Raw genomic sequence first — 12,834 nt, forward strand, 5'->3', positions numbered from 1 at the left:
AAGCGAAATTTAAAAATAACTTCGCTTTTTTATTAATTATGTAGTTTCTAGCCCTAATTGTTTTCCCTTTTGAATCATAAACTCATAAGACGCTTCATATTCATTGGCTATTTCACCTTCTAAAATAGCTTCTTTTATCGCTTCTTTTATTTGACCAATTTCTCTACAAGGTTTTAAATTAAATGTTTTCATAATTTCTTCACCTGAAATTGGAGGCTGGAAATTACGAACTCTATCTCGCTCCTCAACTTCTTGAATTTTTCTACGAACAATTTCGAAATTTTTATGATAACGCTTAAATTTTTTTGGATTTTTGGTTGTTATATCAGCTTCACATAGTGTCATTAAACTATCAACATCCTCACCTGAATCAAAAACTAAACGACGAACAGCTGAATCTGTTACTTCAGAAGCAAGTACTATGGGCCTTGAACTCAATAACACCATCTTTTGTACAAATTTCATTTTGTTATTTAGTGGCATGCGTAAGCGCTTAAATAGCTTGTATACCATTTTTGAACCTACGAACTCATGAGAATGAAAAGTCCATCCTATTTTTGGGTGGTATTTCTTTGTAGGAGCTTTTCCTATATCATGTAATAAAGCTGCCCAGCGTAACCAAACATCATTTGTTTTTAAAGAAATATTATCTACAACTTCTAATGTATGATAAAAATTATCTTTATGTTTTTGCCCTTCTACTTCTTCTACACCTTTAAGATGTACTAACTCTGGAATAATACGCCTAAGAAGCATGGTCTTTTCTAATAACAAAAAACCTATTGATGGTTTAAACGATTCTAGAATTTTATTCAACTCAACTATAATTCTTTCACGAGTAATGATATCTATTCGTTCAGCATTATTTGTAATTGCCTTCAACGACTTTTCTTCTATTTTAAATCCTAATTGACTAGCAAACCTAATCGCTCGCATCATTCGCAATGGATCATCTGAGTAGGTTATATTAGGGCTTAATGGTGTTTTAATTATTTTATTTTGTAAATCATCAATACCGTTAAAAGGGTCTAATAATAACCCAAAACTATCCTCATTTAAACTTAAAGCTAAAGCATTAATTGTAAAATCTCTTCTATTTTGGTCATCTACTAAAGTACCTTTAGAAATTGTTGGATTTCTACTTTCTTCTGTATATGATTCTTTTCTTGCCCCTACAAACTCAATTTCTACATCTTGAAATCGTAACATGGCAGTACCATAAGTTTTAAAAATTTGAACTTTAGGTTTATTAGGTAGCAAAGACGCTACTTTTTCAGCTAATTCAATACCGCTTCCTATAGCTACAATATCAATATCTTTTGCAGTTCCTCTTTTTAAAATGTAATCACGAACAAATCCACCTATTACGTAACTTTCTAGTTCTAACTCCTTAGTTGCTTTTGATATATATTGAAATATTTCGGCAGAAATTGCCTCTTTATAGTATTGTTTTTGAATTGTCATTCTCTCCTATCTATGCTTTATCTGTTTAGCAAGTTTACTTCAGCAAATTTACCATAATTTATACTATACAAAAATTGATTTTACTATTTCTTAAAATGTATACCTATAAAAATTATAAAATATGTATTTTTACAAGCTATTATATTTAGATTTTGAATCAAAGATTTTATGCTAAACTTAAATAATAAATCTGTTTTAATTACTGGAGGTACGGGCTCATTTGGTAAAATGTTTACTAAATTAATTTTAAATAGATTTCCTAATGTAAAACGTCTTGTAATTTTTTCTAGAGACGAACAAAAACATTTTCAAATGGCTCAGGAGTTTTCTGAAACAGAATATCCTCAGATTCGCTATTTTATTGGAGATGTAAGAGATCTAAAACGTTTAGAAAGTGCTTTCGAAGGTATAGACATTGTTATTCATGCGGCTGCCATGAAACATGTACACTTGGCTGAGTATAACCCAATGGAATGTGTAAAAACAAATATTAATGGTGCTGAAAATGTAATTGATGCAGCTTTAAAGTGTGGAGTGAAAAATGTTGTTGCATTATCTACTGACAAGGCTGCTGCTCCTATTAACTTATATGGAGCCACAAAATTAGCTTCAGATAAGTTATTTATAGCTGCTAATAATATAAAAGGGAAAAGAGATATCAAATTTTCAGTTGTGAGATATGGAAATGTTATGGGGTCAAATGGTTCTGTAATGCCTTTTTTCTTAAATAAGAAAATAAGCGGTGCTAAATTTTTACCAATTACTGATCCAAATATGACTCGATTTAATATATCTTTAAATGATGGATGTGAAATGGTATTTTATGCCATTGAAAAAGCTTGGGGAGGAGAAGTTTTTGTACCTAAAATACCTTCTTACAATATAATAGATGTAGCCACGGCTATTGCTCCAGAAATAGAACAAAAAATTGTAGGTATTCGTCCTGGTGAAAAATTACATGAAGAAATGATAACTGCTTCTGATTCTTTTACCACATTAGATTTGGGCAAATACTATGCTATTTTACCTCAAAATTCTCCTTATTCTAACTATACTAAAGAAGAATATCAAAAAGCTTTTAATGGACTACCTGTTCCACAAGGCTTTTCTTATAATTCGAATAATAATGATGACTGGGAAACTATTGATAGTTTAAGAACTTTAGTAAAAAAACATGTAGACCCTAATTTCGAAATATAATTATGGCTTTTAAAATTCCTTATGGACGTCAAAATATACAACAAGATGATATTGATGCTGTTGTAAAAACTTTACATGCTGATTTCCTAACTCAGGGACCAAAAGTTAAAGAATTTGAAGAAAAATTTGCAGCTTATGTAGGATCCAAATATGCTTTAGCTGTAAATAATGCTACATCAGGCTTACATTTATCAGTCTTAGCAATGGGGCTAAAAGAAGGTGAAAGGGTTATTACAACTCCAATTACTTTTGCTGCTTCTGCAAATTGCATTCGTTTTGCTAAGGGTGAAGTTTGGTTTGCAGACATTAATCCTGATACTTATTTACTATCTATTGAAAGTACACGAAAGCTTATTGAAAGTAAACCTAAAGGATTTTTTAAAGGTATCATTCCTGTAGATTTCGCAGGATTACCTATTGATTTAGAAGGATTTAGAAAATTGGCAGATGAGCACGATTTATGGATTATTGAAGATGCTTGCCATGCTCCTGGAGGATACTTTATAGATTCAAAGCATAAAATAAATCATTGTGGAAATGGAAATTATGCTGACATTGGTGTTTTTTCTTTTCACCCAGTTAAGCATATTGCTTGTGGTGAAGGTGGTATGTTAACAACAAACTCTAAAGAAATTTACACAAAACTTTCTCTGTTAAGAACACATGGAATCACAAAAGAAAACATGACAGAAAATCATGGTGAATGGTATTACGAAATGCAAGAATTAGGTTTTAATTATAGGTTAACAGATTTTCAGTCTTCTTTAGGAATTACACAATTAGCAAAAAATAAAAAAGGAGTTCAAAGAAGAAACGAAATTTCAAATATTTATAAAAAAGCTTTTCAAGGTAAAATCAAGTTTCAAAGCTTACCTAAAGGTAGCTATAATGCTCATCATTTATTTGTAATTGAAACTGAGAATCGAAAAAATCTATACAATTTTTTAAAAAGCCATAACATTTTTGCTCAAATACATTACATTCCTATCCATAAACTACCATATTACCAAAAAATAGGCTATGATAATGCTAATTTATCAAATGCTGAAAATTACTATTCTAAATGTATTAGTTTACCAATGTATCCAAGCTTAACAAATGATGAACAACAATTTGTAATTGACAAAATTCTGCGTTTTTTAAATGATTAAAATTGCTATTATACCAGCTAGAGGAGGAAGTGTAAGAATACCTAAAAAGAATATCAAAAATTTTTTAGGAAAACCAATTATTGCTTATTCTATAGAAACTGCTATAGAAAGTAATCTTTTTGATGAAGTAATAGTTTCTACTGATAGCCAAGAAATTGCAGAAATTGCTAAACAATATGGAGCTAAGTCTCCTTTTTTAAGAAGCCAAAAAAATTCAGATAATTTTGCCACAACTTTTGATGTAATTCAAGAAGTTTTAGAATATTATTATTGTGATGATAAAAATATAAAAACAGCTTGTTGTATTTATGCTACAGCTCCATTTATAACTAGTGATTTATTGAAACAAGCTGAACAAAATTTAATTGACAATCAATTTGACACTGTTTTTCCAGTAACTCGTTTTGGATTTCCGATTCAAAGAGCTATTAAAATGAGTAATAGAAATGGAAAAATGGATTTATTTCAGCCCGAACATTTAAATAGTAGATCACAAGATTTAGAACCTGCATTTCAGGATGCTGGACAGTTTTATTTTTTTAATCCAAAAGCTGTTTTAAAAAAGAAAAAATTGTGGACTGATAATTCTGGAGTTATAGAAATTGATGAATTATTAGCTCAAGATATTGATATAGAAACAGATTGGAAACTAGCTGAGCTTAAATACAAACTTGCTTTTGAAAAATAAAAAAAACACATACAAAGCTCTAAATACTCAGTCTTTTTCAAAAGAAAATTACTCTATTGTTCCTATTCGTTTTAAAGATAGATTAAAAATACAGAAATGGCGAAATGAACAAATGTATCATTTACGTCAAACTAAACTTTTAACTGAAGAAGATCAAAATTCATATTTCGAAAATATAATTTCTAAATTATTTCTTCAGGAAAAACCAAATCAAATTTTATTTTCTTATTTAGAAGATAATAAATGTATAGGATACGGAGGCTTAGTACATATAAATTGGACTGATAAAAATGCTGAAATTTCTTTCATAATGAAAACTTCACTAGAAAAAGAACATTTCAATTTTCACTGGAAAACTTTTTTAAATTTAATAGAACAAGTGGCTTTTAAAGAAATTGAATTACATAAAATTTTCACCTACGCATTTGATTTAAGACCTCATTTGTATCTTGCTTTAGAAAAAAATAATTATAAGAAAGAAAGTATTTTAAAAGATCACTGTTTTTATAATAATGAGTTTAAAGACGTAATAATACATTCAAAAATAAATTATCCAATAGTTTTTAGAAAAGCTACAAAAGAGGATGAGCAATTATTATTTGATTGGTCAAATGATAAATTAACTCGTCAAAATTCTTATCAATCAAAAGAAATCGTTCTTTCTGATCATAAAAAATGGTTTTCAAATAAAATCAAAGACAATAACTCTCTATTATTAATTGGTACAACTAATTCTGTTCCGATAGGACTAGTTCGTTTTGATATAAAAGAAGAAAATACTACTGTCGGTATTACTCTTGATAAAAACTTTAGAGGAAAAAAACTGGCCTCAAAATTACTTAGTGAAGCCTCTAAAATTTATTTTAAAGAGTTAAAAAAACCTATTGTAGCATATATTAAAAAAGAAAATATTGCTTCGATTAAATCTTTTGAAAAATCTGGTTATAAATTTTACAAAGAAGAACAATATAACGGAATAAATAGTTTTATATATAAATTAGAAAAAAATGATTCCCTCTGATAAATGTTTTATAATTGCTGAATTATCAGCAAACCATAACGGAAGTAAAGAAATTGCTATAGAAACTATTAGAGCAGCTAAAAGAACAGGAGCTGATGCTATTAAGTTTCAAACTTATACTGCTGACACAATTACTTTAAACTCCAAGAAAGACGATTTCAAATTAAAACAAGGAACAATTTGGGATGGAATGTTTTTGCATGATTTATATAAACAAGCATACACTCCCTGGGAATGGTTTGAAGATCTATATAAAGTAGCTAGAGAAGAAGGATTAATAGTTTTTTCGTCTCCATTTGATAAATCGGCAGTTGACTTATTAAAGTCTTTAGATAATCCTATTTATAAAATTGCTTCTTTTGAAATTACTGATATTCCATTAATTGAATATTGTGCAAAAACAATGAAACCTATCATTATTTCAACTGGAATAGCAACAGACGAAGATATTGAACTAGCTGTTAAAACATGTAGAGATGTTGGAAATAATGATATAACCTTATTAAAATGTACTTCTTCATACCCAGCTCCTATTGAAGAAGCCAACTTAGTCATGATTAAAGATTTAAAAGAACGTTTTAATGTAAAATCTGGTCTTTCTGACCATACAATGGGAATCGTTACTCCTGTAGTTGCTGTAACTTTAGGCGCAACTGTTATTGAAAAACATTTTATTTTAAACAAAGAAATTGGAGGGCCAGATGCTTCTTTTTCTTTAGATGAAACTGAGTTTACCCAAATGGTAAGTGCCGTTAGATCTGCTGAAAAGGCTACTGGTAAGATTAGTTATCAGTTAACAGAAAAAATGAAAAGTGGAAGAGAATTTTCACGTTCCTTATATATTTGTAAAGATGTTAAAAAAGGGGAGCTTATTTCTGAAGAAAATGTAAAATCAATTAGACCTGGTTTTGGACTACATCCAAAATACTACAATGATATTTTAGGAAAAAAACTCCTAATAGATATTGAAAAAGGAACTCCTTTAAATCTAAAACATATAGAAAACCTAAGCTCTTAAAGTAATTATCAAACCCTCTTTATTTATTTTTAAAATGGTAGATGGTTTAATAGTTTTTTGCTTTTTATCTAAAAGACTAACTATAAATTCAGTATTAAGTTTAACCTCTTCTGAAATATCTTCAAAAGAATTAGGGGTATCTTCTCCACTAATATTAGCTGAAGTAGAGACTATTGGTTTGCCAAATTGAGTAATTAATTTCTGGCAAAAATCATCTTTTACAATTCTTATAGCTACAGAATTGTCTTCTTTGTTAATTATTTTTCCAGATATTCCTATTGGGTTTTGGTAAATTATAGTTGTTGGCTTTATAGATTCCTTGATGACTTTTATAACATTTTTAGGAACATTAACATACTCTTTCAACATACTTAAAGAACTAACAAGTATTATTAAACTCTTAGATTCTTCTCTTTTTTTTATTTTATAAATTTTACTTACTGCTTTATCATTTGTAGCATCACAACCTAACCCCCAAACAGTATCAGTAGGATATAAAATAGTTTTTCCAGCTAAAAGAACTTCACTTACTTTATTGATGTACGACTGATCTATATTTGTTCCCAATCTTTAATTATTTTCGTATTTAATCCAACATTAATTCTATTACTAACAGAAACAACCTTACTTCCTAAAAGATTAGCATAAATCCCAACAGAAGAAATAAAGTTGTAAATAGTAACATTCTTATTAATAAACAACAACTCTTCTAAAATAAAAGATTCCTCCAGTTCTATAAACTCAATTCCCTTACAGCTATTAAAAATACTATTTATCGAATCTCTTTCTTTTATATTCTCTAACCTATTGTGCTCAGGATGTAACTTAAAATAAGCTTTGGCTACCTTTCTTTTTTTCAAATGATCTATCATTAACCGCAAACATCTCAAGCTATCTTCTAAACTTAACATTCCATGATATACGTGGGCATCAAACACTATGATACTACAAGGTTCAATAAGTTCTTTGGGTAATTGATTTTTGTTTTTAATAGTAGTAAAAGGCAATATCACTTTTTTATCAATTTCACCAAATGCCTTTTCAGTAACACCATAAGCTAGTTTAAATTTTTTATGTGTATAATCTAACATTAACATACGCCTATTAACACCAAAATATCTTCTTAACTTAAGAAAAAAAAGTGTAGACCATTTATCTTTATAATTATAAACAAGTGCCCCTTCTTCAATATAATTATAAGACTTACATAAAGGGTAGTTAATAAGATAATCTATTATTTTTGCTCTACTTTGTGGAACATACAACTCAAAATCAAAATTCAGCTTTTGCTTTATAAAAGCACTCAATTCTTTTCTATCTTTTATTTTGTTTGCTTGGAAATTTGTAAAATCATATACTTCAGAAGAAAAGGATTTCCTTGGAAGTTTATAATTACGATAAAGTATAACTATAATATCATTCTTATCAAGTTTCAAATAATCAATTATCTTCTCTATCAATAAAAAAGTAATATGGCTATGTGCCCAAAAGACATGTTTCATTTTAATTATTTAATCTAATAATACAATACCATTTTTACAACGGGATACCTTTTCTTCGATTACTTTTAGATATATTTCATGATTAATACCAACTCTATCTTTATTACTTTCTTTGTGATACAAATGATAGCAAACACCACCTAGCTTTAGCTTTCGTTGTTTTATACCAATATTAATTAATCTTGCGGCTAATTCCCAATCTTCACACCCCCAACCATGCATATCATTATTGTAACCATTTACTTTCACAAAATCATTCTTCCAAAAAGCAAAATTACAGCCTCTTATATTATTAGAACGGTAAGATTCTTTCCTTAGTAATCTAGACAGTATTGGAATGCGAAGTGAATTAAACTTATTTTTCACATACATTCTCTCTTTTAATAAGTTTATTTTACCAGATTCTAGTATTTTATTAGTTCTTTTTTCTGATATCAAAGCCCTACTCCCCCTTACGAAACGTCCTGATTTTGCTGCATCATTATGATCTTTAATAAAATACTTTCCTAGAACAATATCTCCATCAATTTGAACAATATAGTCACCTGTAGCCTCAATAATAGCTCTATTTCTTATTTCAGCTAATCTAAAACCCATATCTTCATGCCAAACATGTATAACAGGTACACTTGCTTTTGTTTTAAAATGTTCAACAACCTTTAATGTTTCTTCTCCAGTAATTCATCATCGGCTATTAATATTTCATCAGGTAACTCTTTTTGTAATAAAATACTATTTAAAGTTAGTGTTAACGCTTCTGGCCAATTATAGGTAGCTATTATTAAAGATGTTTTAAAATTTGTTTTCATAAATTAATATACCCCTTAAAAGACTAACAAATATACTATATAAAGATTATAGCTCTTTATATATTGATTTAATTTTCTTAACTATGAATTCATCATTAAATTTTTGTACAAAATCAAATCCTTCATCTACCATCTTTTCCCTTTTATTTTTTGAATTTAATAATAATTCTATAGCTTCTTTCAACTCATTAACATTATATGGATCAACGTATAATGAACTAGGTCCACCTGCTTCAGGAAATACACCTTCTTTTGATGTTATAACAGGTGTTTTTGAAAACAAAGCTTCAATTATGGGAATTCCGAAACCTTCAAAAATACTCGGATAAATAAAAAATTCTGCTAATTGATAAGCAGTAGATAATTCTTTCAATGTTAAGCCTTCTAAAAAATAAATTTTGTGAGCTAAATCATTTTTATGAATGTAATCTTCAATTTGTGTGTAATATTTTGTTTTTCTACCTATAATAATTAATGGAATATCAATATCTTTTACTGCTTTTACAATACTTAACGCATTTTTTCTTTCTTCAATTGTACCAACATTTAATAAAAAGGTTTTAGGTATATTAAATTTCTCAAGAAATTCTTTTTTTTCTGTAGCATTCCTTTCCTCTTTAAAAACATCGTTACACCCTTGATAAATAACTTCTATTTTTGAAGGAGCTATTTTTAAAAAAGTAATTATATCTTTTTTCGTTTGCTCGCTAATTGCTATTACTTTATTGGCGTTTTCAGCAGCGTATTTAAACTTTTTAAAATGAATTTTTCTATCAAAAAATGAATATAATTTAGGATAACGCATAAATATCAAATCATGAATAGTCACTATGGATTTAATTTTATGTTTTTTTAAACCTCTTGGTATTTCACCTGACAAACCATGGAACACCTCTATTTCATCATTTTTGATTTGTTTTGTAATGGCAGTTTGTCGCCATATAGAAGAAAATTTTTTCCAAAATGTTGTATCTGGTAAAACCTCTTTCATTGATTCAGTAAGTTCTAGTCGATGTACCTTTTTAGGTTTTGGATTGTATAAATAATAAGTGTTTTTAGGATAAAACTTTGCTAAAATTCTTACTAAATCTCTACTATAATTCCCTAAGCCTGTAGTATTATGAAAAACACGTTTAGCATCAAACCCTATCTTCATTTATTTATTATTTAATAGTATTATTAATTCTTTATATCTTTTTGAAACTCCATATGCCATTAAATAGGAAAATACAATCCCCTTTTTACCATCTAAAAAACCTAATTTAATAACATAATGAATTAAAAATCTAACAAAAGGTTTTATATATAAATGAAAAAAAGTTACCCTATTTCCTTTTAAAAATAATTCTTGAGCTCGAAGAATAGCATAATAATTCATTTTTTTCTTAAACTGATTATAATCCTTGTACGTATAGTGATTTATTCTACCTACCAGATTTTCTAATTTTCCAGTTGTTAATATTGTTTCATGTACAATTCCTTTATAAAAACAATGGTTTTTATTGAAAAGACGAACTATTTTACTAGAATAACCACCATAGTTAAGCCTTTTATTCTCAACAAAATTATTTCTTTTTATATAAAAACCTACAGCGCTTAATTCCTTAGAAAGTATATTTTTAATTTCTTTTCCTAACTCAATTGTAACCTCTTCATCGGCATCAATCATTAAAACCCAATCATTTGAAGCTTGTTTTATTGCATAATTTTTTTGAGAAGAGAAATCATCAAATTTTCTTTGAAGTAAAGTTACATTATTATTTTTGAGAATCTTAACCGTTCCATCTGTACTATACGAATCAATAACGATAATTTCATCAGCAAAAAAAACAGAATCCAACGCTCTTTGAATGTTGGATTCTTCATTTAATGTAGGTATTATTACTGTTAATTTGATCAATTATCTATTTTTTGTCAAATATATTATTTTAAAACTTTAGATATTGCAAATATGTTTCCCAAATGCTTAAATTTATTTCTAAACAGCTACATCATACTCACGTAAAGCATCGTTTAAGGATGTTTTTTTATTTGTACTTTCTTTACGTTTACCTATAATTAATGCGCAAGGTACTTGATACTCACCTGCTGCAAATTTTTTGGTATAACTTCCTGGAATTACAACAGAACGGGCAGGAACAACTCCTTTCATTTCAATAGGTTCATCACCAGTAACATCTATAATTTTTGTACTCATTGTTAATACTACATTTGCGCCTAAAACTGCCTCTTTCTCAACTTTTACTCCCTCTACTACTATACAGCGCGACCCAATAAAGGCACCATCTTCAATAATTACTGGTGCAGCTTGTAAAGGCTCTAATACACCACCTATACCAACTCCACCTGATAAATGAACATTCTTTCCAATTTGAGCGCATGAACCTACAGTTGCCCATGTATCAACCATTGTTCCTTCGTCAACATAAGCACCAATATTAACGTAACTAGGCATTAAGATTGTTCCTGATGAAATATAGGCACCATGACGAGCTACTGCATTTGGTACAACTCTAATTCCTCTTTCTTTGTAATTTCTTTTTAATGGAATTTTATCATGATATTCAAAAATACCAGCTTCTAATGTTTCCATTTTTTGAATAGGAAAATATAACACTACTGCTTTTTTCACCCATTCATTTACTTGCCAATCATTTTCAATTGGTTCGGCTACTCTTAAATCGCCAGCATCTAATAAATCAACTACTTTTCTAATAGCATTTATTGTTTCTTCCTCCTTTAATAAATCTCGGTCATTCCAAGCTTTTTCTATAATCGATTGTAACTCTGTCATGTTTAATTAATTTGCTACAAATATAATTTGTGTTCCTGAATTAAGCACGAAGATACATTTTTTAAACAGATAATTTACTGTTGTTAAAAATCATTACTTTTGCGTAAAACAGAAAGTATGGGCCGTGTTTTAGCTATTGATTTTGGAAAAAAAAGAACAGGTATTGCAGTAACCGATGAATTACAAATTATTGCATCTGGATTGACAACTGTTGACACTAATAATTTAATTACTTTTTTAAAAGATTATATTACTAAAGAAGCAGTAGATTTATTTGTTATAGGAAAACCAAAACAGTTAAATAATACTGATAGTGAAAGTGAAATTTTAATTTCTCCTTTTATAGAAAAAATTTCAAAAGCAATTCCAAATATTCCAATACTAAGAATTGACGAACGATTCACTTCAAAAATGGCTTTTCAAACAATGATTGATAGTGGACTTAAGAAAAAACAACGTCAAAATAAATCATTAGTTGATGAAATTAGTGCTACAATTATTCTTCAATCTTATTTATACAATAAATAATTTTATACAAACTCCTTTCTTTGTATTTTTGCCGACACAAAAAAATAAATAAATGATTTTACCAATTGTTGCATACGGTGACCCTGTGTTACGTAAAGTAGGAAAAGATATTGATGCTGATTATCCTGAATTAAGTAAATTAATTGCTAACATGAAGGAAACAATGTATAACGCTAATGGTTTAGGGTTAGCTGCACCTCAAATTGGAAAAGATATTCGTTTATTTCTTATTGACGCATCTCCTTTTAAAGATAATGAAGATCTTGATGAAGAAGAACGTGAAGTTTTAGGTAATTTTAATCGTGTTTTTATTAATGCAAAAATTATAAAAGAAGAAGGAGATGAATGGGCTTTTAATGAAGGATGTTTAAGTATTCCATCGGTAAATGAAGATGTTTGGAGACAAGAAACAATTACAATTGAATACCAAGATGAAAACTTTAAAAAACATACTGAAGTATTAAGTGGATTAGCAGCCAGAGTTTTCCAACATGAATATGATCATATTGAAGGAATCTTATTTACAGACAAACTCTCTTCATTAAAGAAACGATTAATTAAGAAAAAATTAGAAAACATTTCAAAAGGAAAGGTTAACGCTGATTATAGAATGCGTTTTCCTAATGCCAAGAAAAAATAAAAAACAAGACATTAATATA

15 protein-coding genes are annotated in these 12,834 nt (G+C 28.4%); 7 read left to right on the top strand and 8 right to left on the bottom strand.

Features of this window, described 5'->3' with window-relative positions; genetic code table 11:
* Nucleotides 1-36 precede the first annotated feature (36 nt).
* Nucleotides 37-1,464: a CCA tRNA nucleotidyltransferase gene (locus ACMFBB_RS01825; protein ID WP_435262768.1), complete on the bottom strand. Its 1,428-nt coding sequence runs from the start codon at nucleotides 1,462-1,464 to the stop codon at nucleotides 37-39.
* 168 nt (nucleotides 1,465-1,632) lie between these two features.
* On the opposite strand from ACMFBB_RS01825, the gene pseB reads away from it, so the two are divergent.
* The 5 genes from pseB to pseI are packed head-to-tail and all read left to right on the top strand — an operon-like array spanning nucleotide 1,633 to nucleotide 6,542.
* A complete protein-coding gene (pseB, locus tag ACMFBB_RS01830) occupies nucleotides 1,633-2,664 on the top strand; it encodes a UDP-N-acetylglucosamine 4,6-dehydratase (inverting) (protein ID WP_435262769.1) in 1,032 nt (343 codons plus the stop codon).
* Nucleotides 2,665-2,666: 2 nt separating this feature from the next.
* Nucleotides 2,667-3,815, top strand: a complete 1,149-nt coding sequence (pseC, locus tag ACMFBB_RS01835; RefSeq protein WP_435262770.1) for a UDP-4-amino-4,6-dideoxy-N-acetyl-beta-L-altrosamine transaminase — start codon at nucleotides 2,667-2,669, stop codon at nucleotides 3,813-3,815.
* Entirely contained in the window at nucleotides 3,808-4,503 is a 696-nt protein-coding gene (pseF, locus tag ACMFBB_RS01840) for a pseudaminic acid cytidylyltransferase (RefSeq protein WP_435262771.1), read from the top strand. The genes pseC and pseF overlap by 8 nt, the downstream gene beginning before the upstream one ends.
* Nucleotides 4,493-5,524: a GNAT family N-acetyltransferase gene (locus ACMFBB_RS01845; protein ID WP_435262772.1), complete on the top strand. Its 1,032-nt coding sequence runs from the start codon at nucleotides 4,493-4,495 to the stop codon at nucleotides 5,522-5,524. Before pseF ends, ACMFBB_RS01845 begins: the two co-directional genes overlap by 11 nt.
* A complete protein-coding gene (gene pseI, locus ACMFBB_RS01850; RefSeq protein WP_435262773.1) occupies nucleotides 5,511-6,542 on the top strand; it encodes a pseudaminic acid synthase in 1,032 nt (343 codons plus the stop codon). Before ACMFBB_RS01845 ends, pseI begins: the two co-directional genes overlap by 14 nt.
* Here the strand turns inward: pseI and ACMFBB_RS01855 are convergent.
* The 7 genes from ACMFBB_RS01855 to ACMFBB_RS01885 form a co-directional block, all read right to left on the bottom strand.
* Nucleotides 6,531-7,109 (bottom strand): L-threonylcarbamoyladenylate synthase, encoded by a 579-nt coding sequence (locus tag ACMFBB_RS01855; protein ID WP_435262774.1) that lies wholly within the window; start codon nucleotides 7,107-7,109, stop codon nucleotides 6,531-6,533. The genes pseI and ACMFBB_RS01855 overlap by 12 nt on opposite strands.
* On the bottom strand, nucleotides 7,094-8,044 hold the full coding sequence (locus ACMFBB_RS01860) for a polysialyltransferase family glycosyltransferase (protein WP_435262775.1): 951 nt from the start codon (nucleotides 8,042-8,044) through the stop codon (nucleotides 7,094-7,096). Before ACMFBB_RS01860 ends, ACMFBB_RS01855 begins: the two co-directional genes overlap by 16 nt.
* A 9-nt stretch (nucleotides 8,045-8,053) precedes the next feature.
* Entirely contained in the window at nucleotides 8,054-8,725 is a 672-nt protein-coding gene (locus ACMFBB_RS01865; RefSeq protein WP_435264257.1) for a galactosyltransferase-related protein, read from the bottom strand.
* On the bottom strand, nucleotides 8,704-8,853 hold the full coding sequence (locus ACMFBB_RS01870; protein WP_435262776.1) for a glycosyltransferase: 150 nt from the start codon (nucleotides 8,851-8,853) through the stop codon (nucleotides 8,704-8,706). The genes ACMFBB_RS01865 and ACMFBB_RS01870 overlap by 22 nt, the downstream gene beginning before the upstream one ends.
* Before the next feature lie 46 nt (nucleotides 8,854-8,899).
* Complete coding sequence (locus ACMFBB_RS01875; RefSeq protein ID WP_435262777.1) at nucleotides 8,900-10,009, bottom strand: glycosyltransferase family 4 protein; 1,110 nt, start codon at nucleotides 10,007-10,009, stop codon at nucleotides 8,900-8,902.
* The gene (locus ACMFBB_RS01880) at nucleotides 10,010-10,753 is read right to left on the bottom strand and encodes a glycosyltransferase family 2 protein (protein ID WP_435262778.1); all 744 of its coding nucleotides are present in this window, start codon (nucleotides 10,751-10,753) and stop codon (nucleotides 10,010-10,012) included.
* Nucleotides 10,754-10,831: 78 nt separating this feature from the next.
* On the bottom strand, nucleotides 10,832-11,647 hold the full coding sequence (locus tag ACMFBB_RS01885; RefSeq protein WP_435262779.1) for a 2,3,4,5-tetrahydropyridine-2,6-dicarboxylate N-succinyltransferase: 816 nt from the start codon (nucleotides 11,645-11,647) through the stop codon (nucleotides 10,832-10,834).
* 117 nt (nucleotides 11,648-11,764) lie between these two features.
* Here ACMFBB_RS01885 and ruvX point away from each other — a divergent pair, with 117 nt between their 5' ends.
* Nucleotides 11,765-12,175: a Holliday junction resolvase RuvX gene (ruvX, locus tag ACMFBB_RS01890; RefSeq protein WP_435264258.1), complete on the top strand. Its 411-nt coding sequence runs from the start codon at nucleotides 11,765-11,767 to the stop codon at nucleotides 12,173-12,175.
* A 52-nt stretch (nucleotides 12,176-12,227) separates the two neighbouring features.
* Entirely contained in the window at nucleotides 12,228-12,815 is a 588-nt protein-coding gene (gene def / locus ACMFBB_RS01895; protein ID WP_435262780.1) for a peptide deformylase, read from the top strand.
* Nucleotides 12,816-12,834: the final 19 nt, after the last annotated feature.

The organism is Tenacibaculum sp. nBUS_03 (genome assembly GCF_051201695.1).
Classification (GTDB): Bacteria; Bacteroidota; Bacteroidia; order Flavobacteriales; family Flavobacteriaceae; genus Polaribacter.

Excerpts from the sequence above, each read along its gene's own strand:
- pseF (WP_435262771.1), top strand. The coding sequence starts at position 3,808 with ATGATTAAAATTGCTATTATACCAGCTAGAGGAGGAAGTGTAAGAATA.
- ACMFBB_RS01875 (WP_435262777.1), bottom strand. The coding sequence starts at position 10,009 with ATGAAGATAGGGTTTGATGCTAAACGTGTTTTTCATAATACTACAGGC.
- pseI (WP_435262773.1), top strand. The coding sequence starts at position 5,511 with ATGATTCCCTCTGATAAATGTTTTATAATTGCTGAATTATCAGCAAAC.
- ACMFBB_RS01885 (WP_435262779.1), bottom strand. The coding sequence starts at position 11,647 with ATGACAGAGTTACAATCGATTATAGAAAAAGCTTGGAATGACCGAGAT.
- pseB (WP_435262769.1), top strand. The coding sequence starts at position 1,633 with ATGCTAAACTTAAATAATAAATCTGTTTTAATTACTGGAGGTACGGGC.
- ACMFBB_RS01860 (WP_435262775.1), bottom strand. The coding sequence starts at position 8,044 with ATGAAACATGTCTTTTGGGCACATAGCCATATTACTTTTTTATTGATA.
- pseC (WP_435262770.1), top strand. The coding sequence starts at position 2,667 with ATGGCTTTTAAAATTCCTTATGGACGTCAAAATATACAACAAGATGAT.
- def (WP_435262780.1), top strand. The coding sequence starts at position 12,228 with ATGATTTTACCAATTGTTGCATACGGTGACCCTGTGTTACGTAAAGTA.
- ACMFBB_RS01825 (WP_435262768.1), bottom strand. The coding sequence starts at position 1,464 with ATGACAATTCAAAAACAATACTATAAAGAGGCAATTTCTGCCGAAATA.
- ACMFBB_RS01870 (WP_435262776.1), bottom strand. The coding sequence starts at position 8,853 with ATGAAAACAAATTTTAAAACATCTTTAATAATAGCTACCTATAATTGG.
- ruvX (WP_435264258.1), top strand. The coding sequence starts at position 11,765 with ATGGGCCGTGTTTTAGCTATTGATTTTGGAAAAAAAAGAACAGGTATT.